The sequence below is a fragment of the Achromobacter sp. SIMBA_011 genome, assembly GCF_046535435.1.
In the GTDB taxonomy this organism is placed as follows: Bacteria; Pseudomonadota; Gammaproteobacteria; order Burkholderiales; family Burkholderiaceae_B; genus Achromobacter; species Achromobacter dolens.
The window spans coordinates 1-24616 of the sequence record NZ_JAWRWN010000012.1 but is presented as its reverse complement, the minus strand read 5'-3'; the positions used below and the strand labels follow the sequence as shown (position 1 = coordinate 24616).

Genomic DNA, 24616 nt, shown 5'->3' with positions numbered 1-24616 from the left:
ATCAGTGGCCGGCCTGCGGGCTATCCGGCTGGCATTCCCAGAACACCCGGGCCTGGCAGCCCGCGCAGATGCCCCGGTCCAGCCTGGCGTAGATGGCGTGCAGCGCGGTCGCCTTGTCAGGAAACACGTGGTCCGCGCCCAGCCGCTCCAGGAAGCCGGTGCGGCGCCACATCGCCAGCACCTCGGGACGCGGCCGGTGGAAATAAAGGTCGCCTCCCATGGCGCGGCGCGCCACCAGTTCGTCCTCCCAGACCTGGGCGCCGGCCAGGTCGATGAAGTTCATGCTCTTGGCCATCACCAGCAAATGGCGCGGCGCATCCGCACCCGCGCGCAGTTCCTGCAGGCGCTGCGCCACGTGCGCGGCTGCGCCGAAATACACCGACCCTTCCATGCGCAGCAGCTTGAGCTGGGGGCATTCCGGCAAAGCCTCGGGCTGCTGCGCCAGCACCACGAAGCGGCGGTCCAGGCCGCGCGAATCGAACCCCATGGTGCGCATCGCCGGCCGCGAGGTGCGATGCAGGTACGCCATCAGCGACAGCACGGTGCCCAGCAGGATCGCCACCTCCATGCGGATGGTGACGGTGGCCGCCAGCGTGGCCGCGGCGATCGCGCTTTCGCCCGGCTGGGTGCGGATCAACTGGCGCCAGCGGGGCACGTCCAGCAGGGTCCAGGCCACCAGCAGCAACAGGCCCGCGATGGCCGCTTGCGGAATCCGCGCCAGCAGGGGGCCGCTCAGCGCCACCAGCGCCATCAGCAGCAGCGCCGAGAACACCGCCGCCAGCGGCGTCTTTGCGCCCGCCTCGTAGTTGGGGATGGAACGGTTGAGCGAGCCGCAGGACAGATAACAGGAAAAGAAACCGCCCACGACGTTGGAGAGCCCCTGCCCGACGAATTCACGATTGGCGTCGATGCGCTGTCCCGAACGCGTCGCCACCGCCTTGGCGATGGAAATCGATTGCGCCAGCGCCACGATGGTCAATGCGAACGCCAGGCTGAGCAGATCGGGCAAGGCGCGCCAGTCGATGCTGGGCACGTGGAAGGGCGGCCACGGCTGCGCCAGATCTCCCAGGAGCGGCACCGGCGCGGCGCCAAGGCGCGCCGCCAGCGCATTGAACACCGCCGCGGCCAGCGCCCCCGCCACCAATCCGGCCAGCATGTAGGGCCTGCGCCTGTCCAGCCGCCTGAGCAACAGGGCCGCGGCGATCGTCACGGCAGTCACCAGCAGCGCGCCCGCCAGCGACTGGTCCCAATGGCCGGCCAGGCTGGCCAGCAACGCGCCGGCGCCATGCGAATCCGGCGCAGGCAGGCCCAGCGCATCCTTGAGCGCATGCACCGCGATCAGCAGGGCCGCGCCGCTAGTGAAGCCGAACAGCGCCGATGGTGAAATGAAGTGCGCCAGCGAACCCAGCCTCAGGGCGCCCACCAGCCATTGCATCAGGCCGACCAGCACCGTCACCGCCAGGGCCAGTTCGATGTAGCCCGGACTGCCCGCCACCGCCAGCGGCGTCAGCACCGCGAACAGCGCCAGCGAATTGGCATTGGTGGGGCCGGACATGACATGGCGGCTGGAGCCGAACAGCGCCGCCACGATACAGGGCACGATGGCCGAATACAGGCCATATTGCGCCGGCAGCCCGGCCAGCGTGGCGAAGGCCACGCCCTGCGGCAGCACCAGCAGCGCGCCGAGCAGCCCGGCCGTCAGGTCCGCGCGCAGGGTCGCGGGCCCGACTTCCGGCACCCAATCGCCCAACACCCGCGCCAACCGCGCTTTCCATCCCGCCGCCATCGCTCCCCTGCCCCGTCTTCTGCATTCCCGCGCGCTCAGCGCAGGAACCTGCGTTCCAGCTCGCGCATGTCCGCGTCGCCCTGGAGACCGATGATATCGCGCACGGTCGGCAGGCCGGCATCGACGGCATGGATGCCGCCGTCCTCGCGGATGCGGGCGAAGACCTCGCGCATCGCGCCTACGGCTGCTCGGATCGCGTGGTTGCCGTAGATCACCAGCCCCACCTTGCCCAGCGCCTGGATGTCGCGCTCGCGCAGTTGCGGGTACGCGGTGGGCACCAGCACCAGCGGCACGCCGCCGGACCAGGCCGCGACGAAGGCCAGCACCTCGTCGGGGGTGGCCTGCCTGGAATGGATCAGGATGGCGTCGGCGCCGGCCGCCTCATAGGCCGCGGCGCGCGCCAGGGCCTCGGCCTGTCCAAGTCCCGCGATCAGCGCTTCGGTCCGCGCGATGACGCAGAAATCGGGATCGCGACGGGCGGCACAGGCCGCTTCGATCTTGCCCTGGAATTCCTCCACGCGCACCAGTTCCTGGCGGCCATCGGTCCGCAGGCTGGTGTCCTTGGGAAAGGTCTTGTCTTCCATCACGACCGCCGACACGCCCGCGGCCTCGTATTGCGGCACGACGTAGGAAACGTTGATGGCGTTGCCGAACCCGGTGTCGATATCGGCGATGACCGGCACGTCGACCGTGGCGGCCATGGCGCGCATCATGTCAAGGTGCACCCCGGCCGACAGGATATTGGCGTCCGGCACGGCGTAGCTGGCCGACAATTCAAAGCCACTGCCCCAGATCGCGTCGAACCCGGCCTCCATCGCCAGCCGGGCGGCCAGCGGATTGTGCGCCGACATGGCGTGCATCAGGGCGGGATCCTGCAGTTTCCGGCGAAAGCGTGCGTTGCGGTGCATGGCGTGGCGATCCGAGATCCGGCGCGGATTGCCCCGGCTGCGACCATTTAACACTAAAAGAAGCGCCGGGCGGCCGCCTGGCGCGCGACGAGGTTCAGCCAGCCTCGCCGCCGCGCCGCGCCTTCATCGCCCGGCTGAGCGCGGCCAGGGCGTCATCGCCGATCAGGCGCGCGGCCAGCGGCAGCAGTTCATCCTCTTCGCGCTGGATATGCGCCGCATAGGCCGCCGCGAACGCCTCAACCTGCGCCGGCGGCAGCGCCGCCGGGCGGCCCGCCGCGATCTCGCCCAGGATTTGCCGCAACGGCGCCCACAGCGCTGCCAGCCGCGCATGATCGGCAATCAATCCATCGACCAGCGCGCGCAGGCAGACGGCGTCGGAACCCGCCATGGACTCGATCAGAGCCGGGAACAGGTCCTCTTCCTCGTCTTCGTGGTGGTGGATCGCGGCCGTCTGGAAATAACGCGCGACGCCCGCCGCCGCGACCCGGGCCGCGTCATCGCTGCCATGCGCAGGCAGATGCGCGGCCAGGCGCCGCAAGGTTGCGCATTGCCGCGCAATGCGTCCATGACAGGCGGACAGCAGCCCAAGAGGATCATCGGTGGTCGGCGCCGCGGCCGGCCCACCCGGAAAACTCACCGCCATGTCCCCTCCCGTCGGATCAGGAATGCCCGCGCCACCACAAGCGGATGGAATCCCAGGCGCGGCCGGCGAATCCGGCCTCGGCCACCGGCTCCAGCGCCACCACCGGAAACTGCATGGCGGGCTTGCCGTCGACCATCACGCGCAGCGAGCCGACCGTGGCCTGGGCCGCGATCGGCGCCACCAGCGGATCCTGCGGGGTCCAGACCGGCTCGACCTTGGCGCCGGCCGGCACCGTGACGTAGGCGTCGCGCGCGAAACCGGCCTTGAGCGTGTCGGTCTGGCCCTTCCAGACCTCGGGCGTGGCCACCGCCTGGCCCTTCGCATATAACTTGATGGTATTGAACCCCTGGAAGCCCCATTCCAGCAACTCGCGGCTCTCCTGGGTGCGCAGTTTGTCCGAGGCCGTGCCGACCACCACCGTGATCAGGCGACGCTGGTCGCGACCGTTGGGCCGGTGCGCGGTCGCCACGATGCAGTAACCGGCCGCGTCGGTATGGCCCGTCTTCAGGCCGTCGACGCTGGGATCGAGCCACAGCAGCCGGTTGCGGTTGGGTTGCGTGATGTTGTTATAGGTGAAGGTCTTGGCCGAATCGTAGGCCTTGTACAGCTCGGGGTAATCGCGGATGAAGCGCGTGGCAAGGATCGACAGGTCGCTGACCGTGGAATACGTGCCCGGATCCGGCAGCCCGTGGGGACTGGCGAAGTGCGTGCCATGCAGGCCGAGTTGCACGGCGGTGTCATTCATGCGCGCCACGAACGCCTCGACGCTGCCCGACAGCGCTTCGGCGAGCGCGATCGCCGCGTCATTGCCGGACTGGATCATCAGGCCGCGCAGCAACTGGTCCACGGACACCTTGGAGCCCGGCTCCAGGAACATCTTGGAACTGCCGGGCGGCACTTTCCAGGCGCGCGTCGAGATGGTCACCTTCTGGTCCGGCGACAGCTCCTTGTTGTGGATAGCGCCGAACACCACGTACGCCGTCATGATCTTGGTGAGCGAGGCCGGCTCGATCCGGGCGGTGGCCGCGTGCGACGCGATCACCTGGCCGCTGGTCTCGTCCAGCAGCAACCAGGCCTTGGCCGACAGGTCTGGCTGGGGCATCGATTGCGCCAGGGCGCCTGACATACACGCGGTCGCAACGAGCAGGCTCGCCGCCAACTTCTTCATCAACATAGGGTGCTTCACTTCCATGCGGGGTAAGGATGGCACGCGGGCCAGCGCCGGCAGGCGGCCACACCGCCACCCGCCCGCGCCCGCCGACGCGCGGCGCGAAGCATTGGAACACGCTTGGCCCGGATGGTTCAAAACGGCCCGGCGCGCGCAACGTCTGCTGCCGCGCAATGGCTTGGCGCGCGCGTTCCGATGCCGCGCGTGCCACTGAAAAAATCGCAGCGATTGTCACTGCATTTTGCAGAACCCCTTGTAGAAGGGGTTTTTCTGCCTGGAAAACAACAAAGATTGCGCGAAAGGCCTTGCGAAAGCGGCTACAACCGCCACTCTTCCGCTATCATCGGGCGCGTAGCGTTAAACGCCGATACCCGGCGCGCGCGCTGCCCCATGTCCTCAACATACGGATTTTGACCATGGCCACGAAAGCTAAAGCTCCTGCCAAGAAAGTCACCAAGCCCGCCGCCAAGGCGCCCGCAAAGAAGGCTACCGCCGCCAAACCCGCTGTGAAGCCGGCAGCCAAGAAGGCCGTCGCCGCCAAGAAGGTCGCTGCCGCCCCCAAGGCTATCAAGGCTGCTCTGAACAAGACCCAGCTGATCGCCTACATCGTCGAGCAGTCCGGCGTTGAAGCCAAGGCGGTCAAGGCCGTCCTGGCCAGCCTGGAAACCTCGGTGCTGAGCTCCGTGGACAAGAAGGGCGCTGGCGAATTCACGCTGCCCGGCCTGTTCAAGGTTGCCGTGCAGAAGGTCCCCGCCAAGGCCAAGCGCTTCGGCAAGGATCCGTTCACCGGCGAAGAGCGCTGGTTCCCCGCCAAGCCGGCTTCGGTCAAGGTGAAGGTTCGCCCGCTCAAGAAGCTGAAGGACGCCGCGCAGTAATTCCGCACGGTTATCCGGTCAAGCCGGAAAGGGCCTGCCCCGCAAGGGGCGGGCCCTTTCTTTTTTGCGCGCCCGCGCTTTCCGGCGCGGTCCGCGCCCGCCGGCGGGCGCGCCTTGCATGATCCCGGGACGGCCTGCTAGAATTTATCTTTATATAAAGATACTTCATATAAAAACATCATGAATGATCTGGTCGACCTGGTGCTGTCGCAGTGGGAGCAGGAATGTCCCAACCTGGATATCTCGCCGATGAGCGTCCTCAGCCGCGTGTTCCGCTTCCACGCCTTCGCCGCGCGTGACGTGGGCCAGGCGTTCAAGCGCCACCACCTGCACCAGGGCGAATTCGACGTGCTCGCGACGCTGTACCGCACCGGCGCGCCATACGCCATGAATCCGCAGAAGCTGGTCGCGGCGCTGCTGCTGACCTCGGGCGCCATGACCAACCGGCTGGACCGCCTGGAACAGGCCGGCCTGCTGGCGCGCACGCCCAACCCCGACGACCGTCGCGGCGTCATCGTGGCGCTGACCGCCGAAGGCCTGCGCGTCATCAAGCAGGTGCTCAAGGATTACCTGCGCGAACTGGAATCGCTGCTCGCCCCCTTGAACGCCACCGAACGCCGCCAGATGGCCGGCCTGCTGAAGAAACTGCTGATTCCGCACGACCGGGAAACGCCCGGCGGCATCGCCGCCTGAGTCTTCCTTTCGCCACACTTCCACGCCCCGCCTCACATGAACGCCGCACCTGCCCAACCCGCTCCGCTGACCGCGCCCGTCATCCTGCTGATGTCCGTCGCCACCGGCCTGGCGGTCGCCAGCAACTATTACGCGCAGCCGCTGCTGCACACCATCAGCCAGCAATTCACGCTGTCCAATGCCACCGCCGGCAGCATCGTCATGATCGCGCAGTTGAGCTACGCGCTCGGCCTGATCCTGCTGGTGCCGCTGGGCGATCTGTTCGAACGCCGCGGCCTGATCGTGCTGATGACCCTGTTGTCGTCCGGCGGCCTGCTGGTGTCGGCCTTCGCCCGCAACATCCAGATGCTGATGCTGGGCACCGCGGTGACCGGCATGCTGTCGGTGGTGGCACAGGTGCTGGTGCCGTTCGCGGCCACCCTGGCGGCGCCGCACGAGCGCGGCAAGGCGGTCGGCACCGTCATGAGCGGCCTGCTGCTGGGCATCCTGCTGGCCCGCACCGCGGCCGGCGTGCTGGCCGACCTGGGCAGTTGGCGCACCGTCTACTGGGTCGCCGCGATCCTGATGCTCTGCATGTCGTGCGCGCTCTGGCGGGTGCTGCCGCGCCACAAGAGCCAGGCCGCGATGAGCTATCCGCGTCTGCTCGGCTCGATCTTCCGCCTGTTCGCCGAGGAACCGTTGCTGCGCGGCCGCTCGCTGCTGGGCGGCCTGCTGTTCGCCGCCTTCAGCATGCTGTGGACGCCGCTGACCTTCCTGCTGTCGGGCCCGGACTACGGTTTCAACAACACCACCATCGGCCTGTTCGGGCTGGCCGGCGCGGCCGGCGCCTACGCCGCCAACCGGTTCGGCAGGCTGGCCGACCGCGGCCTGGGCAACCAGGCCACCCGCATCGGCCTGCTGCTGCTGCTGGCGTCGTGGGGCCTGATGGCCTTCGGCCAGGCCTCGGTCATCGCGCTGCTGGCCGGCATCCTGATCCAGGACCTGGCGATCCAGGGCGTCCACGTCACCAATACCAGCTCGCTGTACCGCACCCGTCCCGAGGCCCGCAGCCGCCTGACGGCCGGTTACATGACCAGCTACTTCATCGGCGGGGCCACCGGATCACTGGTATCGTCCTGGCTGTACTCCCATTACGGCTGGCCCGGCGTGGTCACCGCGGGCGCGGTTCTGGCGGCCATAACCCTGGCCTACGGCATGCTCGGGGCCAGCGCCCGCATCCCGGAAACCGCCCCGCCCCCTATCCGCGCCTAGCACCTCCTATAATCAGGGGTTTTGACCGCCCCCGCGCCTGGCGCGCGGGGGCGGTTCACCCATTTTTCGCCATCGCGCACGAGCCCATGCAGGAACGTTACCTCCCCACTACCGTCGAAGCGGCCGCCCACCAAGACTGGCAGGCACGCGACGCCTATCTGGTCCATGAACACGCGAAGAACCCGGACGGCTCCGAGAAGCCGAAGTTCTACGCCTGCTCGATGCTGCCCTATCCCAGCGGCAAGCTGCACATGGGCCACGTGCGCAACTACACCATCAACGACATGATGGCGCGCCAGTTGCGCATGCGGGGCTACAACGTGCTGATGCCGATGGGCTGGGATGCCTTCGGCATGCCGGCCGAGAACGCCGCCATCAAGTCCAAGGTGCCGCCCGCCAAGTGGACCTACGACAACATCGCCTACATGAAGAAGCAGATGAAGGCGATGGGCCTGGCGATCGACTGGTCGCGCGAAATGTGCGCCTGCGATCCCGAGTACTACAAGTGGAACCAGTGGCTGTTCCTGAAAATGCTCGAAAAGGGCGTCGCCTACCGCAAGACCCAGGTCGTGAACTGGGACCCGGTCGACCAGACCGTGCTGGCCAACGAACAGGTCATCGACGGCCGCGGCTGGCGCTCGGGCGCCCCGGTCGAAAAGCGCGAGATCCCCGGCTACTACCTGCGCATCACCGATTACGCCGACGAACTGCTGGGCGCGGTGCAGAACGACCTGCCCGGCTGGCCCGAGCGCGTGCGCCTGATGCAGGAAAACTGGATCGGCAAGTCCGAGGGCCTGCGCTTCGCCTTCCCGCACCAGATCGCCGGCCAGGACGGCCAGTTGATCCAGGACGGCAAGCTGTACGTCTTCACCACCCGCGCCGACACCATCATGGGCGTGACCTTCTGCGCCGTGGCGCCGGAACATCCCCTGGCCACCCACGCCGCGCAGTCGAACCCGGCCCTGGCCGCCTTCATCGAACAGTGCAAGCTGGGCGGCACCACCGAGGCCGAACTGGCCACGCGTGAAAAGGAAGGCCTGCCCACCGGCCTGTTCGTGACGCACCCGATCACCGGCGACCAGGTCGAAGTCTGGGTCGGCAACTACGTGCTCATGACCTACGGCGACGGCGCCGTGATGGGCGTGCCAGCGCACGACGAACGCGACTTCGCCTTCGCCAAGAAGTATGAGCTGCCGATCCGCCAGGTCGTGGACGTGGCCGGCAAGGCCTACTCCACCGACGCCTGGCAGGAATGGTACGGCGACAAGCAGAGCGGCCGCACCATCAACTCGGGCAAGTACGACGGCCTGTCGCACAAGGAAGCCGTGGACGCCATCGCCGCCGACCTCGGGGCGCGAGGCCTGGGCGAAAAGCAGACCACCTGGCGCCTGCGCGACTGGGGCATCTCGCGCCAGCGCTACTGGGGCACCCCGATCCCCATCATCCACTGCGCGGATTGCGGCCCGGTGCCGGTCCCCGAAAAGGACCTGCCGGTGGTGCTGCCGGACGACCTGATCCCGGACGGCAGCGGCAACCCGCTGGCCAAGAACGAAGCCTTCCTGTCGTGCGCCTGCCCCAGTTGCGGCAAGCCGGCGCGCCGCGAGACGGACACGATGGACACCTTCGTGGACTCGTCCTGGTACTTCATGCGCTACACCTCGCCGGGCAACAACACTGCCATGGTCGACGCGCGCAATGACTACTGGATGCCGATGGACCAGTACATCGGCGGCATCGAGCACGCGGTCCTGCACCTGCTGTACGCGCGCTTCTGGACCAAGGTCATGCGCGACATGGGCCTGCTCAACTTCGACGAGCCCTTCACCAAGCTGCTGTGCCAGGGCATGGTGCTGAACCACATCTACTCGCGCAAGAACGCCCAGGGCGGCATCGAGTATTTCTGGCCCGAGGAAGTCGAGAACGTCTACGACGCGCGCGGCGCCATCATCGGGGCCAAGCTCAAGTCCGACGGCTCGGACGTGACCTACGGCGGCGTGGGCACGATGTCCAAGTCCAAGAACAACGGCGTCGATCCGCAATCGCTGATCGACACGCTGGGCGCCGACACCGCGCGCCTGTTCGTGATGTTCGCCAGCCCGCCCGAGCAGACCCTCGAATGGTCCGATTCCGGCGTCGAAGGCTCGAACCGCTTCCTGCGCCGCCTGTGGTCGATCAGCTACGCGCAGCGCGACACCGTCGCCCGCGGCCTGGCCGCCGGCGCCGACTGGACCGACGCGCCCGCCGCCGTCAAGGATCTGCGCCGCGAGGTCTACAACCTGCTCAAGCAGGCCGACTACGACTACCAGCGCATCCAGTACAACACCGTCGTGTCGGCGTGCATGAAGATGCTCAACGCCATCGACGACGCCAAGCTGCCCGAAGGCAAGCACGCCGACGCCGCCTACGCCGAAACGCTGGGCGTGCTGCTGCGCGTGCTGTACCCGGTGGTGCCGCACATCACCTGGCACCTGTGGCGCGACCTCGGCTACGCGCACGAGCTGGGCGACCTGCTCGACGCGCCGTGGCCGCACGTCGACGAAGCCGCGCTGGTGGCGGACGAAATCGAACTGATGCTGCAGGTCAACGGCAAGCTGCGCGGCTCGATCCGCGTCGCCGCCAAGGCCGCCAAGGAAGACATCGAGAAACTCGCCGCCGCCCAGGATGAAGTCGCCCGCTACCTGGAAGGCCGCCCGCCCAAGCGGGTCATCGTGGTTCCGGGCAAACTGGTCAACGTCGTAGGCTGATGAGGTCGAGCATGTACTTCGCCGGGCAACACACGCAATCCCCCCGCCAATCCTGGCTGCTGCGCGGCGCCTGCCTGGCGCTGTTCATGCTGATCTCGGCTTGCGGCTTCACGCTGCGCGGGGTCACCCCGCTGCCGTTCGAAACGTTGTATGTCGGCATTGCCGACAACACCCAATTCGGCGCCGACGTGCGCCGCGCGCTGCGCGCGGCCTCGCCCGACACCAAGCTGGTCACCTCGCCCAAGGACGCGCAGGCGATCCTGCAGGAGGTCTCCAACACGCGCGCCCTGCGCGAGGTGTCGCTGAACGCCCAGGGCCGTGTCGAGGAATACGAACTGGGCATCAACTACACCTTCCGCCTGATCGATGCGAAGGGCCGCGCGCTGATCCCGGACACGACCCTGTCGATCTACCGCGAAATGCCGTACGACGACCAGATCGTCCAGGCCAAGCAAGGGCAGATCGAAACACTGTACCTCGCCATGCAGCGTGATCTGGTTTCGCGCTTGCTCCGCCGCATGACGGCTCCGGAAGTGCGAAAGGCCTTCGAAAACCGCGAACAGCGGGCGGAAGACGGCGAGACGCCGCTATACGATCCCACCGCACCGCAGCCTCGCCGCACGCCGACCCCGTGGCAGACGCCGTCCACCACCGACCCTGCCTACACGCGCTGACCGATGGCACAAGTCCTGGACGCGGATCGCCTGGCCGATCACCTGCAGCGGGCCGGCAGCCGCCTGGCCCCGCTGTATACGGTGTCCGGTGACGAGCCCCTCCTGGTGACCGAGGCCGTGGATGCGCTGCGCGCCGCCGGGCGCGGCGCCGGTTATACCGAACGCCTGTCGATGGTGATGGACGCGCGCAGCGACTGGAGCGCGGTCATCGCCGCGACCCAGAGCGTGTCGCTGTTCGGCGACCGCCGCATCCTCGAACTCAAGATTCCCACCGGCAAGCCCGGCAAGTCCGGCGCCGATACCTTGGCGCGCCTGGCCGAACAAGCCGAAAAGCAGGCAGACAACCCGGATACCCTCATCCTGGTGGCGCTGCCGCGCCTGGACAAGGCCACCCGCGAAAGCCGCTGGATGCAGGCCCTGGGCCGTGCCGGCACGACGGTCGACATCCCCAGCATCGAACGCGGCCGTCTCCCCGCCTGGATCGGCCAGCGCCTGGCGCGCCAGAACCAGCGCACCGACAACGCCACCCTGCAATGGATGGCCGACAAGGTCGAAGGCAACCTGCTGGCCGCGCACCAGGAAATCCAGAAACTGGGCCTGCTCTATCCCGAGGGCCAGTTGGCGCCGGAAGACGTCGAGCGCGCCGTGCTCAACGTCGCCCGCTACGATGTATTCGGCCTGCGCGACGCGATGCTGGCCGGCGACATCGCCCGCACCATCCGCATGATCGACGGCCTGCGCGCCGAGGGCGAAGCCCTGCCGCTGGTGCTATGGGCGGTGGGCGAGGAAATCCGCCTGCTGGCGCGCGTGGCCGAAGCCCGCAGCCTGGGCCAGGACGCCAACGGCCTGATGCGCCGCCTGCGCATTTTCGGCGCGCACGAACGCCTCGCGCTGCAGGCGCTGGGCCGGGTCCGCCCCGACGTCTGGCCCGCCGCGGTGCAACACGCGCACGAAGTGGACCGCCTCATCAAGGGGCTGTCCGTCCCGGGTCGGCTGTCCGACCCCTGGGAAGAAATGACCCGCCTGGCCCTGCGCGTCGCCGCTGCCGGCAACCGACCGTGAAGGCGGCCCCGGCCGCCTCCTGATCCTCCCGGCCCCTGGCCGGATAAACTATCCCAATCGCACGCGGCGCCCTGGCCGCCCCCTCACCATGATCGACGCCGCCATGTCCTCGTCCTCCATCGAACAAGCCATGCTGACCCTTGGCGACAATGCGCGCCGGGCTTCGCGCGCCATGATGCGCGCCAACAGCGCCGCCAAGAACCAGGCCCTGCTGGCCATGGCCGATGCGCTCGCCGCCAACCAGGCCGAACTGCTCGCCGCCAATGCCAAGGATGTCGCCGCCGCGCGCACCAACGGCCTGGAGCCGGCCCTGCTCGACCGCCTGACCCTCTCGGAAAAGACGCTGGCGCACATGGCCGAGGGCCTGCGCCAGATCGCCGCCCTGCCCGACCCGATCGGCAGCGTCACCGCCACCAGCGTGCGCCCCAACGGCATGCGCGTGGCGCAGATGCGCGTGCCGCTCGGCGTCATCGGCATCATTTACGAATCGCGCCCCAACGTCACCATCGACGCCGCGGCGCTTTGCCTGAAGTCCGGCAACGCCGCCATCCTGCGCGGCGGCAGCGAGGCCCTGCATTCCAACGTGGCGCTGGGCCGCATCGTCCAGCAGGGACTGGCGGCCGCCGGCCTGCCGCAAGACGCCGTGCAGGTCGTCGCCACGGCCGATCGCGCCGCGGTCGGCAAGCTCATCACCATGACCGAGCACATCGACGTCATCGTGCCGCGCGGCGGCAAGGGACTGATCGCGCGCCTGGCGCAGGAAGCCCGCGTGCCGCTCATCAAGCATCTGGACGGCAACTGCCACATCTACATCGACGCCGCCGCCGATCCCGAGAAGGCCCACGCCATCGCCCTCAACGCCAAGACCTACCGCTACGGCATCTGCGGCGCCATGGAAACGCTGCTGGTCGACGCCGTCGCGGCCGTCTCGATCCTGCCGCGCCTGGCGGCCGCGCTGACCGAACACGGCGTCGAACTGCGCGGCTGCCCGCGCACGCTGGCGCTGCTGCCGCACGCCAAGCCGGCCACCGAGGAAGACTGGGGCACCGAATACCTCGGGCCGATCCTGGCGATCCGGATCGTCGACTCGCTCGACGACGCCATCGAGCATATTGCCCGCTGGGGCTCCGGCCACACCGACGCGATCGTCACCGAAGACCTGTCATCGGCCCAGCGCTTCCAGCGCGAAGTCGACTCCAGCTCGGTCTACGTCAACCTGCCGACCTGCTTCGCGGACGGCTTCGAATACGGCCTGGGCGCTGAAATCGGCATCTCCACCAACCGCCTGCACGCCCGCGGCCCGGTCGGCCTGGAAGGCCTGACCACGCTCAAATGGGTGCTGACCGGCGAAGGCCAGACCCGCGGCTGACCGCCTTTTCCTACAACCTTCTATTCGCGACCACACCGCGCGTTACCGGGATTTCCCATGCATTCACCCGCCATGGCCATGGCCTTCAGCCTTTTCGTGCTGTGCTTCATCACCTGTTCGCTGAGCGGCCTGGTGCTGTTCTTCTTCAAGAGCAGGCAGATCAACGCCGCGCTCAAGCACCCCTATCTGCAGCATCGTCCCTTCGAGCGCTATCCGCTGGCGATCAAGGCCGCCATCATGCTGGATTATTTCTTCCGCCTGATGTTCCCCGGCACCCGTTTCTGGCTCATCGGCAACGCCAATGACCTGCTGGGCCACGTCGATCCCAAGAAGACGCCGCTGGCCCTCAAATGGCCGATCGTCGGTTTCTGGGGCTCGTGCTGGCTCGGCCTTATCGCCATGATCGTGCTGTGGACCCTGCTGTTCCTGGGAGCCTGACGCGCATGCAGATTCGGATCGAAGACTATCCCGGCTGCGTCGACGCGGCCCGCACGCTGATCGCGGCCCGTGATTCCGGCGTGGCCGGACCGCGTCTGCCCGCGGCCAGCCGCCCGCAGACGCTGGGACAGGCGTTCGCCGTCCAGCAATGCACCGCTCGGCTGCTGCGCGAGACGCGCCGCGACGGTATCGGCGCCTGGAAGAGCGCGCTGCCGTCGCCCGAAAAGACCGTGGTCGCGCCCATCTATGCCTCGACCGTGGCGCCGGCCGGCACGCTGCCGACGGCCACGCCCGTGGTCCGCATCGAACCCGAGATCGCCTTCGAGCTGGCGCATGACCTGCCCGCGCGCGACGAGCCCTACACCCACGCCGAGATCGACGCCGCCATCGGCGGCGCGCGGCTGGCGCTGGAAGTGCTGGGTTGCCGTTACGCCGCGCCCGAGCACGCCAGCCTGCCCGAGCTGCTGGCCGACCACATGTTCAATGCCGGCCTGGTGCTCGGACCGCGCATCGCTTCGCCGGACGCCGCCCCCGCCAGCATGGCTATCACGCTGTCGGTCGACGCCGCCGAGGTCGAACAACATGCCGGCATCCATCCCAACGGCCACGCCAAGGCCGGTCTTTACTGGCTCGCCAATTTCCTGCGCGAGCAGGGCATGGGCCTGACCGCGGGCCAGCATGTCATCACCGGCTCGTACGCCGGATTCCTGGACGTACCGGCCGATCGCGACCTCGAACTCGCCTATGGCGATCTCGGCGTCCTCAAAGTGCGCTTCAGCCACAGCGCAAAGGCGCCTTGAAACGCCGCAGCCGCGCCGGTTAAGCTGGGGGCCGTTCACTGCCGCGGCCCTTTCCATGCTCACCCTGCGCCCCTTCTCGACCCCGGACTATCCGCTGCTCGCCAGCTGGTTCAACAGCCTGCCCGAGGTCGTGCAATGGGGCGGTTCACATGTGTCGTATCCGCTGACCGCGGCCGACATGGACGCCATGCTGCGCGAGGGCCTGTCGCAACCGCCCTCGCGGCGCTGCTGGATGGCCTGCCGCGACGGCGCGCCAGTGGGCCACGCCCAACTGGCCTACGAATGGCGCGACGGCAACGCCCGCCTGGGCCGTGTCGCCATCGCACCCGACGCGCGCGGTCAGGGCCTGGCGCGGCCGATGGTGGCGCTGATGATCGACGAGGCCTTCCGCACGCCCGGCATCGAGCGCCTGGAGCTGAACGTCTACATGTTCAATACGCCCGCGATCCGCACCTACGAGGCGCTCGGCTTCACGCTCGAAGGCGTGCGCCGGTCGTCCACCCGTGCCGGCGAGGCGCGCTGGGATACCGGCATGATGGGACTGCTGCGGGCCGAATGGCGGCCGAACGCGGGATGACTCGCCGCTGCCCGGCCCGGACCGTGATTCCGTTCACGATCCGGCCCTTCAGCCAGCCGGGCATCGGACCGCGCCGCGCCTAGCGCGCGACCGGCTCCGCGATCTCGACCGCGGGCCCTGCCGCTTCGATCACCTCGCCGGCCGCCAGGCAGAGGTCTTCACGATAACGTCCGGCCACGACCTGCACGCCGACGGGGCTGCCGCCCGCGCTGCCCATTGCCACCGTCAGCCCCGGCAGGCCCATGAAGGGCAGCCCGATCTGGGTCATCTGCGCGCGCCACACGCGGCGGTAGGCGGCCTCGCCCTGCAAGTCCAGGTTGTCCTCGAACGGCAGTTCCGCCGACACCGGCAGCAGCAGCACCGGATAGTCGGCCAGGAACAGCTCCCACAGGCGCGTCAGCGTGGCGCGGCGCGTCAGCACCGCCGAGAATTTCGCCAGGTCCATGCCGGCGACGTGCTCGCGCTGGCCTTCCAGCGCCGCCAGCGCGCCGCGGTCGCCCTCTTTACGCGCGGCCTCGACCATGCCCTCGTAGCCGTCGGCCATCCACATGCGGATCTGCAGGTCGGCGGCTTCGCGCAATGGCGGCAGGGTGTCGACCGTATCCACCGACCAGCCGGCCTCGCTCAGGCGTCGGGCGGCATCCTGCAGGGCCTTGACCACCGCGGGCTCGGTCTGCATGCCATCCGGGTTCAGGCACAGCGCCGCGCGGCGCGGCGCGGCCGGACCTTCCAATGGCGCCGGCACCCACCAAGGATCGCGCGGATCGGGCGCGGCCATCGCCGCCAGGCCCAGCCGCAAGTCGGCGATGCTGCGGCCCAGCGGCCCCGACACCGCCGTGATCTGCCCGCCGATGGTGCGCTCGGGCAGGGACGCGTTGTAGGCCGGCACACGGCCCAGCGACGGCCGCAGACCGTGCACGCCGCAAGCATAGGCGGGATAGCGGATGGAACCGGCGATGTCGGTGCCGTGCGCCAGATGGCCAATGCCGGCCGCCACGGCCGACGCCGCGCCGCCGGAGGATCCACCGGGCGTCAACGCCGGATTGCGCGGGTTCAACGTATCGCCGTGCAGCAGATTGCCGGTGAACCAACGCAACGAAAACGCAGGCGTGTTGGTGCGCCCGACGATCACCGCGCCGGCCTTGCGCAGGTTGGCCACCACCGGATTGTCGACGGCGGCTATCACGTCCTTCTGCAGCGTCACGCCGTTGGTGGTGGCAAAGCCCGCCTGGTCCACATTGACCTTGACCGTCACCGGCACGCCCGCCAGCGCGCCGGGATCCTCGCCGCGCGCCAGCGCCGCGTCGACGCGGGCGGCCTGCGCCAGCGCGTCTTCGGCGCGATGGTCGACCACGGCGTTGATGCGGGGATTCACCGCATCCAGGCGCGCCAGCGCGCTTTGCGCGGCCTCGACCGCGGATACCTCGCGCCGGCGGACACGCGCGGCAAGTTCAACTGCGGACAAACGCCAAAGATCGGACACGCGGAACTCCTCGTTCAGGTCATGGAACAGAGCCGGCGCGCCAGCGCCGCCGGACGGTCAACCTTAGCGCCGCCGGCCCGCCGCTACAAGCTGCGGTTTGCGCCAAGGCCCGCGTCTCAGTCCTCTTCAAACACCTCGACGATGGCGTCCGCCACCGCCCGCACCCGCGCCGTGCGGTTCAGGTCGCCGTGCATCACCAGCCACAGGTCATAGGGTTCGCTGCGATGCGGCCATATGCGCACCAGGTCGGGATATTTCGACGCCATGTGGACCGGCAATTCGCCGATGCCCAGTCCCGCCGCCACCGCCTCGATGATCATCAGCCCCGAATTCACTTCCATCGCGATATGGCCATTGCCCGTCGGCTCGCCGCAAAAGGTATCCGACCATCCCGGCAGCACCGCTTGCTGATAGGTGACCAGCGTGTGGCCGGCAAACGCCGTGCCCTGCCGTGGCTCGCCGCGCGCGGCGATATACGACTTCGATGCAAACAAGCCGACATCCCTGCGGGCCAGGTGACGGAGGATCAGATCGGGGTTGTCCGGCTTGACGTTGCGGATCGCCAGGTCGGCCTCGCGCCGCGTCAGGTTGCTGATTTGAATTGAAGTCGACAGCGCGATGCGGATATCGGGATGCTGCCGATGCAGGCGGCGTACCGCCTCCATGATGAAATAGCTGGCGACGGTCTCCGACGTCGCCACCCGCACCACGCCCGACAACCGGTGATCCAGCCCCTGCATCTGCCGCTGCAGTTGGTCGGCGGCCTGCTCCATGCGCTCGGCGGCGGCGAAGGCCTGCTCGCCTGCGGCGGTCGGCACGTAGCCCGACGGGGTGCGCAGGAACAGCCGGGCATCCAGCGAGGTTTCCAACGCCGCCAGCCGGCGGCCGGCCGTGGCCTGGTCAATCTGCAACAGCGCGGCGGCGCCGCGCAGGGTGCCGTTGCGGTAGATCGCCAGGAAAATGCGCGCGTTGTCCCAATCCATGGCCGCGAATGCCCTCAGGAAACCATCAGAGCGTAGCTCGTCGATGCGATGCAATTTTGCATCACTATAGAGCAGTTTCTCCTATTTTTTGCATCACGGAAACCTCCTAAGCTGTGCGCCTCGGATAGTCCCCGGAAGTCCCCGCCATGCGCACCGCCTGCCCCACCGCTCCCCTCCCGCCCGCCCCGGCGGATCCCGTCCCGCGTCCCGCCGTCACCGGCCTGCTGCCCCTCGTCACGCTGGCCATTGGCTTCGTCATGGCGATGCTGGACGTCACCGTCGTCAACGTCGCCCTGCCCAGCATCGCGCAGCAATTCACCGTGCCGCTCACCGATCTGGTCTGGATCGTCGACGGCTACACGCTGACTTTCGCCGCGCTGCTGCTGGTGGCTGGAGCCTTGGCCGACCGCTATGGCGCCAAGACCATCTACCTGGCCGGGCTGGGCGTCTTCACGCTGGCCTCGCTGCTTTGCGGCATCGCGCCCGGCGGCGACCTGCTGATCGCCGCCCGCATGCTGCAGGGATTGGGCGCGGCGCTGTTCATGCCAAGCTCGCTCAGCCTGCTGGCCCACGCCTACGAAGACGAGCAGGTGCGCAACCGCATGCTCGCCGCATGGTCGGCCATCGTGGCGGTGGCCGGCGCCGCGGGCCCCCTGCTGGGGGGCGTGCTGATCCACCAATTCGGCTGGCGCGGCATCTTCCTGATCAACCTGCCGCTGGGCCTGGCCGGCCTGTGGCTGGCGCGGCGCCGTATCCAGGCCGCGCCGCGCCGGCCGCGCGCGCTCAACCCGTTGAGCCACGCGCTCGGCGTGGTGGCGCTGTCCGCGCTGTGTTTCGCGCTGATACAGGGCAACGCCTACGGCTGGTCGTCGGCGCCCATCCTGGGCGCGATCGCCTTGTGTGTGGCGGCCACGCTGGCGCTGGTGCGGCGCGAGCGGCGCCATGCCGAGCCGATCCTGCCGCGTCCGCTGTTCCAGACCCCGCAATTCGCGGCCGCCAACGGCGTGGGCTTCCTGATCAACCTCGCGGCCTACGGCCAGCTATTCCTGCTCAGCCTGTTCCTGCAGCATGCGCGCGGCGCAGACGCGCTGCAGACCGGCATCCAGTTGGTGCCGATGCTGGCCGTGTTTTCGATCGGCAATCTGCTGTCGAGCCGCTTGTCGGCGCGCTGGAACGTCTCGGCCGCGTTGCTGGGCGGCATCTGCCTGGCCACCGCAATGAGCGCGGTCGGCCTGTTCAGCTTCGCGCCCGACATGCGCTATTGGCCATTCGCGGTGATCGTGGCGCTGGCCAACCTCGGCGTCGGCATCGCGGTGCCCGCCATGACCAGCGTGGTGATGCAGGTCTCGGGCAAGCACCACGCCAACAGCGCCGCCGCCGCGCTGAACGCCAACCGCCAATCGGGCGCGCTGGTCGGCGTGGCGTTGATGGGCACCGTCCTGCACCTGCTGCCCGACTGGCACGCCAGCCTGCCCGCCGCCTACGCCATCATCGCGGCGGGCTACCTCGGCGCCGCGGCGCTGGTGTGGCGCTATCTGCGCCGCGCGCGCAACGCCTGAGCCCCGGGGCCCCTCAGGCCGCTCGCAGGATCGCAACGCCACGCCCGGCGAACGCGCGATCGAACGCCGCCATCGGCACACAAGCATCGGCCTGCGCGCCAGGCTCGCCGGAAGGATTGTGGAAGGTCACATGCTCCGGCGTGGCCCGCGTCACCAGCACCAGGTGCCCGCCCTTGGCCGGCGGCTCCCGGTCCGGCCAGCGGATCCACGGATGCACCGACGCCATGAAATAAGCCGCGTCGCCCAGCAGCGCCGGCAATTCGTCCGCGCGCAGGTCCACCCGCACTTGCGCCCGCAGCCCGAATTGCTCGCCCACGAAGCGCACGAACGGCGCATAGATCATTCCCTTGATGTGCCCCTCGGAATTCTCTGTATAGGCGCCATAAGGCAGGCTGCGGCGCGCCAGTTCCAGCGTCGGATGGACCTGCCCGGTCTCGGCGGCCAGCACCATCTTCAGGCAGGCCATGCCACAGACATGGCTGGCCCAGCGCGCATATTCCTCAACGTCACGCGCGCCCGATGCGCGCCACGCCGGGTCATCCTCGAGGCGCAGTTCCTTGCGGATGATCTCACCCGCCCGATGCGCCGATTCCCATTGGCAGAAGTACGGCACCGCTCGCCGTTCGCCGGATCGGGACGACTCCATGAAGCTCTCCAATCAGCAGTGAGGATACGCGCGGCCAGCCCGCGCCGAGCCGCGATGCGGAAAAACAGGCCGCGCAGCGGCCTCGATGACGCAAGGCCTCGCTATCTTGCCCGCCGACCCCGCGCGTGGCAACCCCGCCCGCTTTGCTTCACAATGGGCCCTCCCATCGACATCCTCCGGAGCGCCGCATGACCGACTCGTCCCCCCATCCAGCCATCCGCCGCGTTGCGATTGTCGGCGCTGGCACCATCGGCGCTAGCTGGGCCGCGTTGTTCCTCGCGCATGGGCTCGACGTCGTGGTCTGCGATCCCGCCGCCGACGCCGAATCGCTGACGCGCGCGCGCGTCGCCGCTGCCTGGCCGGTGCTCGCGGAACTCGGACGCGTCGCCGCCGGCGCCACGCCCGATGCCCTGCGCTTCGAGCCCGATCTGGCCGCCGCGCTGCAAGACGTCGATTTCGTCCAGGAAAACGCGCCCGAACGCGAGGACTTCAAGACCGACCTGTTCGCGCGCATGGATGCGCTGCTCGCGCCCCACGCCATCGTCGCCTCCAGCTCGTCCGGACTCATCATGACCCGGCTGCAATCGCGTTGCCAGCATGCATCGCGCTTCGTCATCGGCCACCCGTTCAATCCGCCGCACCTGATCCCGCTGGTGGAAGTGGTCGGCGGCAAGCAGACCTCGGCGGCCACCATCGAATGCTGTATCGCCTTCTACCGCCAGTTGGGCAAATACCCGATCCGCCTGAACAAAGAGGTCCCCGGCCACATCGCCAACCGCCTGCAGGCCGCTCTCTGGCGCGAAGCGATCCACCTGGCCGCCGACAACGTCGCCAGCGTGGCCGACATCGACGCCGCCGTATCGCAAGGCCCCGGCCTGCGCTGGGCCCTGTTCGGGCCCCACATGACCTTCAACCTGGGCGGTGGCGCCGGCGGCCTGGCCCATTTCATGGACCACCTGCTGGGCCCGGTGCAGACCTGGTGGGACGACCTCGGCTCGCCCGAGGTCACGCCCGAACTGCAACGCCGCCTGATCGACGGCGTCAACGCCGAGGCGGGCGCGCGCGGCATCGCCGACCTGGTCGAGACACGCGACGCGCAACTGACGGCGCTGCTGAAGATCCTGCAGCGCTGACCAGAAGCGCCTGCCGCCACTGGTATCCTATGTCGATAGCCTGCCGCGCAGGCTCTCCCCACTCATTCACGCAGGAATGCCCCCATGGTTTCCGTCATCCACGATACCGAGCACTCGCGCTACACCGCCACCGTCGACGGCGTGCTGTGCGTGCTCGACTACCATCTGCGCGACGGCGTGATGACCATTACGCACACCGGCGTGCCGGGTCAGGTCGGCGGCCGCGGCATCGCCGCCGAACTGACCCGCGTCGCGCTGGAGACGGCCCGCGCGCAGGGCTGGAAGGTGCGCCCGCAGTGCTCCTACGCCGATGTCTACATGCGCCGCCATCCCGAATACAACGACCTGCTCGCCTGATTGCCATCGTGACCACGCCAGACCCGATTGCCTGTCCCTGCGGCACGGCCAAGCCCTACGCCACCTGTTGCGGCCGCTGGCACCAGGGCTCGCAAGCCTTGCAGGCCCCTACCGCGCAAGACCTGATGCGCTCGCGCTACAGCGCGTTCGTGCTCGACAGGCTCGCCTACCTGCTCGACACCTGGCATCCCAGCACCCGGCCGGCTTCGCTCGACCCCAATCCGCCCGGGCTGAAATGGCTGGGGCTGACGGTCAAGCAGGCGCGCTTACAGGATGCCGATCACGCCACGGTCGAATTCGTCGCGCGCAGCCGCCTGGCCGGACGCGCCAGCCGCATGCATGAGGTCAGCCGTTTCGTGCGCGAAGGCGGACGCTGGTACTACCTGGACGGCGACCTAAGCTGACGCCAGCCGGCGGCGCGGCGTATCGCCGTCCTCGCCGACGGCCCGCTTGAGCACCGCGACCAGACTTGCCACGGCCTCGCGGGCCGCGCCTCGCGCATCCCCCACGATCGCCAGCTCCGTGGCCGGCGCCGGCGCCAGGCCTTGCGCCTGTCCCAGCAGGCCATGCCCCGGCAGACAGGCAAACGCCGGCAGCAGCGAGATGCCCAGCCCCGCCGACACGGCCGCCTGCACGCCTGCCAGACTCTGGCTGTGATACGCCGCGCGCCAGGGCCGCCCGGCGCTTTCCAGCGCGTAGATCATCCGCTTGCGATAGATGCAGCCTTGCGGAAACAGCACCAGCGGAACCGGCTCCGAGCCCTTCAGTAGCGCCCGGTCTCCCACCCACGCCAGGCGTTCGGGCCATGACGCCAGGCAGGGCCCGTCGCCCGGTTCGCGCTTGATCAGCGCCAAGTCCAATTCCCCCGCGGCCAGCCCCGCTTTGAGATCCGTGCTCATGCCGCTGCCGGTCTCCAGGCGGATATCCGGATGGCTGGCGGCGAAGCCGGCCAACAGCGTCGTCAGGCGCGCCACGTCAAAATCCTCCGGAATGCCCAGGCGGATCACCTGCACCCGACGCGGCGCCGACAATACCAACTCGGCTTCGTCCGCCATTGCCAGCAGCTTGCGCGCATAGGCCAGCATCAGCTCCCCCTCTTCGGTGGCCTGCACCTGGTTGCCGGCCCGGTCGCGCAGCAAGAGCGTCTTGCCGACCGTCTGCTCCAGCTTGCGCACCTGCTGGCTCACCGTTGACTGGGTCCGATGCACCCGTCCGGCAGCGCGCGTGAAGCTGCCCTCGTCAACCACGCAGACGAGAGTCTTCAACAGTTCGAGATCAAGCATGGCGTGTCCTGGGTTGTGTGACTGCGTGGTATGAACGTGGATATTTATTATTCCACTGAGTGGAGTTTAATTATTAATTTTACGACTCAGGCGGCTCAGCCCTAAGCTGGCTTCATCTCCCTCGACTTCCGACAAGGAATCCCATGCCCCTGGACCACCTCCCACGCCCGCAATGGCTCACTTTCGACTGCTACGGCACGCTGATCCAATGGGACGAAGGCCTGCAAGCCGCGGTCGCCCGGATCCTGGCAGGAGACGAAGCGCGTCAGCATATGCCGACACCCGCACAATTCCTGCGCGTCTACGACGAGCATGAACACCGGCTGGAACGCACGCCGCCCCATATGCGCTTTGTCGACGTCACCCGCGAGTCGTTGCGGCTTACCATGCGCGACCTCGACTTGGACTACCGGCCGCAGGACGCCGAGCTGCTGACCGGCAGTATTTCGGCGATGCCGCCATTTCCGGAAGTGGTCGATACCCTGGCCGCCCTCAAGCGCGCCGGATTCCGCCTTTGCATCATCTCCAACACCGACGACGCCATCATCGCGGGCAACGTGGCGCAGTTGGGCGGCCACATCGACCGCGTCATCACGGCCGAGCAGGCCGGCGCCTACAAGCCGTCACGGCGCATCTTCGCCCACGCCCACGACAGCTTGGGCGTCACGCCCGACGAGGTCGTGCACATCTGCGCCAGTCCGCATCTGGACCACGCCGCCGCCCGCGACATCGGTTTCCGTTGCGTCTGGATCGACCGCGGCACCGGCCGCCAGCCCTTGCCGGACTATCGCCCCGACGCTACTGTATCGAGTTTGGACAAAGTCCCCGGCCTGTTCCAGCAGGCTGGCTGGATCTGAACGCTGACCTCTGACCTCGGGTTGCCCATGAACAAAGATCCCCACTTCGCGGATGCGCTCTTCCACGCCGATCGTGTTGCCGCCCTGCGCGCCGACCTGGCCCTGGCCCTGCGCGCGGCCGCCGCGCACGGCCTCGGCGAAGGCGTCTGCAACCACTTCAGCGTGGCGCTGCCCGGCGACAGCGATCATTTCCTGCTGAATCCCCGCGGCCTGATGTGGAACGAGGTCCAGGCAGACGACATCGTGCTGGTCGACGCCCAGGGCCAGAAGCTCGCCGGACGCCATGAAGTCGAGCCGACGGCCATGTTCATTCACGCCGCGATCCACCGCATCGCCGGCAAGGCCTGTGTGCTGCACACCCACATGCCATACGCCACGGCCCTGACGCTGACGGTCGATCGGACGCTGGATACCACGCTGTCACAGAATGCCATGCGCTTTCACGGCCGCATCGCCGTCGATGCGGAATACAACGGGCTGGCCCTGGATGCCAGCGAAGGCGAACGCATCGCTCACGCCATGCAAGGCGCCGACATCGCATTTCTCGGCAATCACGGCGTGGTGGTCTGCGGCGAGCGCCTCGACTACGCCTACGATGACCTGTTCTTCCTCGAGCGCGCCTGTACCGCCCAGGTGCTGGCGCAATCCACTGGCCGACCAATGGCACCGGTGGATCCAAAAATCGCCGCCAAGGTCGCTGAGCAGATCCAGAGCGAACGCCTGCAGTCGGAATTGTTCTTCGCCGCACTGCGGCGCCAACTGCCCGATACCGCACAACGCCAGGCCAGTTGATGTCTGCATGCGCCGCCAGCGGCCTGACGCAGATGCTCCACCCGCGATGACGTCGCTGCCAAGATCTGCATCCACGCGTTGCACCAAGGCGCTGTAACCCCGGATAAAACAAAAAACCCCGCAGGCGCTAGCCTGCGGGGTTTTCTTTTCGAATAACTGCCTGATACTGACCTACTTTCACAGACGTCCGTCCACTATCATCGGCGCGAAGGCGTTTCACTGTCCTGTTCGGGATGGGAAGGAGTGGTACCACCTTGCTATGGGTATCAGGCTTGACCTGCCGAGCATTCCGCTACGAGGGCGAACGCTCCAATCCTGTGCACTGCATGGACCGCACGGCCTGGCCACGATCAGAGCCAGGCTCAACGATCGTGCCACGCGCAAAAGCGGGCCTTTCATACAAAGACAAAACCCCACAGGCGTTAGCCTGCGGGGTTTTGAGCAATAAAAGCCTGACGATGACCTACTTTCACAGACGTCCGTCCACTATCATCGGCGCAAAGGCGTTTCACTGTCCTGTTCGGGATGGGAAGGA

24 protein-coding genes and 1 rRNA gene are annotated in these 24616 nt (G+C 68.1%); 16 read left to right on the top strand and 9 right to left on the bottom strand.

Features of this window, described 5'->3' with window-relative positions:
* Position 1: 1 nt before the first annotated feature.
* From SB816_RS27550 to SB816_RS27535, 4 genes are all read right to left on the bottom strand, one after another.
* Positions 2-1786, bottom strand: a complete 1785-nt coding sequence (locus SB816_RS27550; RefSeq protein ID WP_054503258.1) for a SulP family inorganic anion transporter — start codon at positions 1784-1786, stop codon at positions 2-4.
* A 35-nt stretch (positions 1787-1821) separates the two neighbouring features.
* The gene (locus tag SB816_RS27545) at positions 1822-2694 is read right to left on the bottom strand and encodes a phosphonopyruvate hydrolase (protein ID WP_054503259.1); all 873 of its coding nucleotides are present in this window, start codon (positions 2692-2694) and stop codon (positions 1822-1824) included.
* A gap of 94 nt (positions 2695-2788) precedes the next feature.
* Positions 2789-3337: a hemerythrin domain-containing protein gene (locus tag SB816_RS27540; RefSeq protein ID WP_064523432.1), complete on the bottom strand. Its 549-nt coding sequence runs from the start codon at positions 3335-3337 to the stop codon at positions 2789-2791.
* 16 nt (positions 3338-3353) lie between these two features.
* Positions 3354-4511: a D-alanyl-D-alanine carboxypeptidase family protein gene (locus tag SB816_RS27535; RefSeq protein WP_081273386.1), complete on the bottom strand. Its 1158-nt coding sequence runs from the start codon at positions 4509-4511 to the stop codon at positions 3354-3356.
* Positions 4512-4921: 410 nt separating this feature from the next.
* On the opposite strand from SB816_RS27535, the gene SB816_RS27530 reads away from it, so the two are divergent.
* The 10 genes from SB816_RS27530 (at position 4922) to SB816_RS27485 (ending at position 14988) form a co-directional block, all read left to right on the top strand.
* Positions 4922-5380, top strand: coding sequence for an HU family DNA-binding protein (locus tag SB816_RS27530; RefSeq protein ID WP_054503261.1), 459 nt, complete (start codon positions 4922-4924; stop codon positions 5378-5380).
* A 180-nt stretch (positions 5381-5560) separates the two neighbouring features.
* On the top strand, positions 5561-6073 hold the full coding sequence (locus tag SB816_RS27525) for a MarR family winged helix-turn-helix transcriptional regulator (protein WP_064523429.1): 513 nt from the start codon (positions 5561-5563) through the stop codon (positions 6071-6073).
* A 36-nt stretch (positions 6074-6109) separates the two neighbouring features.
* Entirely contained in the window at positions 6110-7324 is a 1215-nt protein-coding gene (locus tag SB816_RS27520; protein WP_054503263.1) for an MFS transporter, read from the top strand.
* A gap of 86 nt (positions 7325-7410) precedes the next feature.
* Positions 7411-10068, top strand: a complete 2658-nt coding sequence (gene leuS, locus SB816_RS27515) for a leucine--tRNA ligase (RefSeq protein WP_269873483.1) — start codon at positions 7411-7413, stop codon at positions 10066-10068.
* A gap of 11 nt (positions 10069-10079) precedes the next feature.
* The gene (gene lptE / locus SB816_RS27510; protein ID WP_064523426.1) at positions 10080-10742 is read left to right on the top strand and encodes an LPS assembly lipoprotein LptE; all 663 of its coding nucleotides are present in this window, start codon (positions 10080-10082) and stop codon (positions 10740-10742) included.
* Between the two features lie 3 nt (positions 10743-10745).
* Positions 10746-11804 (top strand): DNA polymerase III subunit delta, encoded by a 1059-nt coding sequence (gene holA / locus SB816_RS27505; protein WP_410547813.1) that lies wholly within the window; start codon positions 10746-10748, stop codon positions 11802-11804.
* 88 nt (positions 11805-11892) lie between these two features.
* Positions 11893-13173, top strand: a complete 1281-nt coding sequence (locus SB816_RS27500; protein ID WP_410547812.1) for a glutamate-5-semialdehyde dehydrogenase — start codon at positions 11893-11895, stop codon at positions 13171-13173.
* Between the two features lie 57 nt (positions 13174-13230).
* Positions 13231-13611 carry a hypothetical protein gene (locus tag SB816_RS27495; protein ID WP_175143968.1) on the top strand — a complete coding sequence of 127 codons (381 nt, stop codon included), beginning with the start codon at positions 13231-13233 and terminating at the stop codon, positions 13609-13611.
* Between the two features lie 5 nt (positions 13612-13616).
* Positions 13617-14411: a 2-keto-4-pentenoate hydratase gene (locus SB816_RS27490; protein ID WP_054503269.1), complete on the top strand. Its 795-nt coding sequence runs from the start codon at positions 13617-13619 to the stop codon at positions 14409-14411.
* 55 nt (positions 14412-14466) lie between these two features.
* The gene (locus tag SB816_RS27485; RefSeq protein WP_054503270.1) at positions 14467-14988 is read left to right on the top strand and encodes a GNAT family N-acetyltransferase; all 522 of its coding nucleotides are present in this window, start codon (positions 14467-14469) and stop codon (positions 14986-14988) included.
* A 79-nt stretch (positions 14989-15067) separates the two neighbouring features.
* Here SB816_RS27485 and SB816_RS27480 read toward each other — a convergent pair whose 3' ends face one another.
* Complete coding sequence (locus SB816_RS27480) at positions 15068-16471, bottom strand: amidase family protein (RefSeq protein WP_054503271.1); 1404 nt, start codon at positions 16469-16471, stop codon at positions 15068-15070.
* Between the two features lie 116 nt (positions 16472-16587).
* Entirely contained in the window at positions 16588-17454 is an 867-nt protein-coding gene (locus SB816_RS27475; protein WP_410547811.1) for a LysR family transcriptional regulator, read from the bottom strand.
* Positions 17455-17600: 146 nt separating this feature from the next.
* Here SB816_RS27475 and SB816_RS27470 point away from each other — a divergent pair, with 146 nt between their 5' ends.
* Positions 17601-19013: an MFS transporter gene (locus tag SB816_RS27470; protein ID WP_410547810.1), complete on the top strand. Its 1413-nt coding sequence runs from the start codon at positions 17601-17603 to the stop codon at positions 19011-19013.
* Positions 19014-19026: 13 nt separating this feature from the next.
* Here SB816_RS27470 and SB816_RS27465 read toward each other — a convergent pair whose 3' ends face one another.
* Entirely contained in the window at positions 19027-19659 is a 633-nt protein-coding gene (locus tag SB816_RS27465; protein ID WP_054503273.1) for a hypothetical protein, read from the bottom strand.
* A gap of 188 nt (positions 19660-19847) precedes the next feature.
* Here SB816_RS27465 and SB816_RS27460 point away from each other — a divergent pair, with 188 nt between their 5' ends.
* The 3 genes from SB816_RS27460 (at position 19848) to SB816_RS27450 (ending at position 21553) form a co-directional block, all read left to right on the top strand.
* Complete coding sequence (locus SB816_RS27460; protein ID WP_410547809.1) at positions 19848-20792, top strand: 3-hydroxyacyl-CoA dehydrogenase NAD-binding domain-containing protein; 945 nt, start codon at positions 19848-19850, stop codon at positions 20790-20792.
* 84 nt (positions 20793-20876) lie between these two features.
* Positions 20877-21149 (top strand): GNAT family N-acetyltransferase, encoded by a 273-nt coding sequence (locus SB816_RS27455; RefSeq protein WP_054503275.1) that lies wholly within the window; start codon positions 20877-20879, stop codon positions 21147-21149.
* An 8-nt stretch (positions 21150-21157) separates the two neighbouring features.
* The gene (locus SB816_RS27450) at positions 21158-21553 is read left to right on the top strand and encodes a YchJ family protein (protein WP_054503276.1); all 396 of its coding nucleotides are present in this window, start codon (positions 21158-21160) and stop codon (positions 21551-21553) included.
* Here the strand turns inward: SB816_RS27450 and SB816_RS27445 are convergent.
* Positions 21545-22432 (bottom strand): LysR substrate-binding domain-containing protein, encoded by an 888-nt coding sequence (locus SB816_RS27445; protein WP_116793570.1) that lies wholly within the window; start codon positions 22430-22432, stop codon positions 21545-21547. The genes SB816_RS27450 and SB816_RS27445 overlap by 9 nt on opposite strands.
* 143 nt (positions 22433-22575) lie before the next feature.
* Between SB816_RS27445 and SB816_RS27440 the strand changes: the two genes are divergently transcribed.
* Positions 22576-23289, top strand: a complete 714-nt coding sequence (locus SB816_RS27440) for a haloacid dehalogenase type II (protein WP_064523368.1) — start codon at positions 22576-22578, stop codon at positions 23287-23289.
* A gap of 27 nt (positions 23290-23316) precedes the next feature.
* Positions 23317-24081 carry an aldolase gene (locus tag SB816_RS27435; protein WP_116793568.1) on the top strand — a complete coding sequence of 255 codons (765 nt, stop codon included), beginning with the start codon at positions 23317-23319 and terminating at the stop codon, positions 24079-24081.
* A gap of 158 nt (positions 24082-24239) precedes the next feature.
* Here SB816_RS27435 and rrf read toward each other — a convergent pair.
* A 5S ribosomal RNA gene (gene rrf / locus SB816_RS27430) occupies positions 24240-24352 on the bottom strand.
* Between the last annotated feature and the right edge of the window lie 264 nt (positions 24353-24616).

Coding starts and splice junctions, on each gene's coding strand:
- SB816_RS27550 (WP_054503258.1), bottom strand. CDS start 1,786: ATGGCGGCGGGATGGAAAGCGCGGTTGGCGCGGGTGTTGGGCGATTGG.
- SB816_RS27545 (WP_054503259.1), bottom strand. CDS start 2,694: ATGCACCGCAACGCACGCTTTCGCCGGAAACTGCAGGATCCCGCCCTG.
- SB816_RS27540 (WP_064523432.1), bottom strand. CDS start 3,337: ATGGCGGTGAGTTTTCCGGGTGGGCCGGCCGCGGCGCCGACCACCGAT.
- SB816_RS27535 (WP_081273386.1), bottom strand. CDS start 4,511: ATGTTGATGAAGAAGTTGGCGGCGAGCCTGCTCGTTGCGACCGCGTGT.
- SB816_RS27530 (WP_054503261.1), top strand. CDS start 4,922: ATGGCCACGAAAGCTAAAGCTCCTGCCAAGAAAGTCACCAAGCCCGCC.
- SB816_RS27525 (WP_064523429.1), top strand. CDS start 5,561: ATGAATGATCTGGTCGACCTGGTGCTGTCGCAGTGGGAGCAGGAATGT.
- SB816_RS27520 (WP_054503263.1), top strand. CDS start 6,110: ATGAACGCCGCACCTGCCCAACCCGCTCCGCTGACCGCGCCCGTCATC.
- leuS (WP_269873483.1), top strand. CDS start 7,411: ATGCAGGAACGTTACCTCCCCACTACCGTCGAAGCGGCCGCCCACCAA.
- lptE (WP_064523426.1), top strand. CDS start 10,080: ATGTACTTCGCCGGGCAACACACGCAATCCCCCCGCCAATCCTGGCTG.
- holA (WP_410547813.1), top strand. CDS start 10,746: ATGGCACAAGTCCTGGACGCGGATCGCCTGGCCGATCACCTGCAGCGG.
- SB816_RS27500 (WP_410547812.1), top strand. CDS start 11,893: ATGATCGACGCCGCCATGTCCTCGTCCTCCATCGAACAAGCCATGCTG.
- SB816_RS27495 (WP_175143968.1), top strand. CDS start 13,231: ATGCATTCACCCGCCATGGCCATGGCCTTCAGCCTTTTCGTGCTGTGC.
- SB816_RS27490 (WP_054503269.1), top strand. CDS start 13,617: ATGCAGATTCGGATCGAAGACTATCCCGGCTGCGTCGACGCGGCCCGC.
- SB816_RS27485 (WP_054503270.1), top strand. CDS start 14,467: ATGCTCACCCTGCGCCCCTTCTCGACCCCGGACTATCCGCTGCTCGCC.
- SB816_RS27475 (WP_410547811.1), bottom strand. CDS start 17,454: ATGGATTGGGACAACGCGCGCATTTTCCTGGCGATCTACCGCAACGGC.
- SB816_RS27470 (WP_410547810.1), top strand. CDS start 17,601: ATGCGCACCGCCTGCCCCACCGCTCCCCTCCCGCCCGCCCCGGCGGAT.
- SB816_RS27465 (WP_054503273.1), bottom strand. CDS start 19,659: ATGGAGTCGTCCCGATCCGGCGAACGGCGAGCGGTGCCGTACTTCTGC.
- SB816_RS27460 (WP_410547809.1), top strand. CDS start 19,848: ATGACCGACTCGTCCCCCCATCCAGCCATCCGCCGCGTTGCGATTGTC.
- SB816_RS27455 (WP_054503275.1), top strand. CDS start 20,877: ATGGTTTCCGTCATCCACGATACCGAGCACTCGCGCTACACCGCCACC.
- SB816_RS27445 (WP_116793570.1), bottom strand. CDS start 22,432: ATGCTTGATCTCGAACTGTTGAAGACTCTCGTCTGCGTGGTTGACGAG.
- SB816_RS27440 (WP_064523368.1), top strand. CDS start 22,576: ATGCCCCTGGACCACCTCCCACGCCCGCAATGGCTCACTTTCGACTGC.
- SB816_RS27435 (WP_116793568.1), top strand. CDS start 23,317: ATGAACAAAGATCCCCACTTCGCGGATGCGCTCTTCCACGCCGATCGT.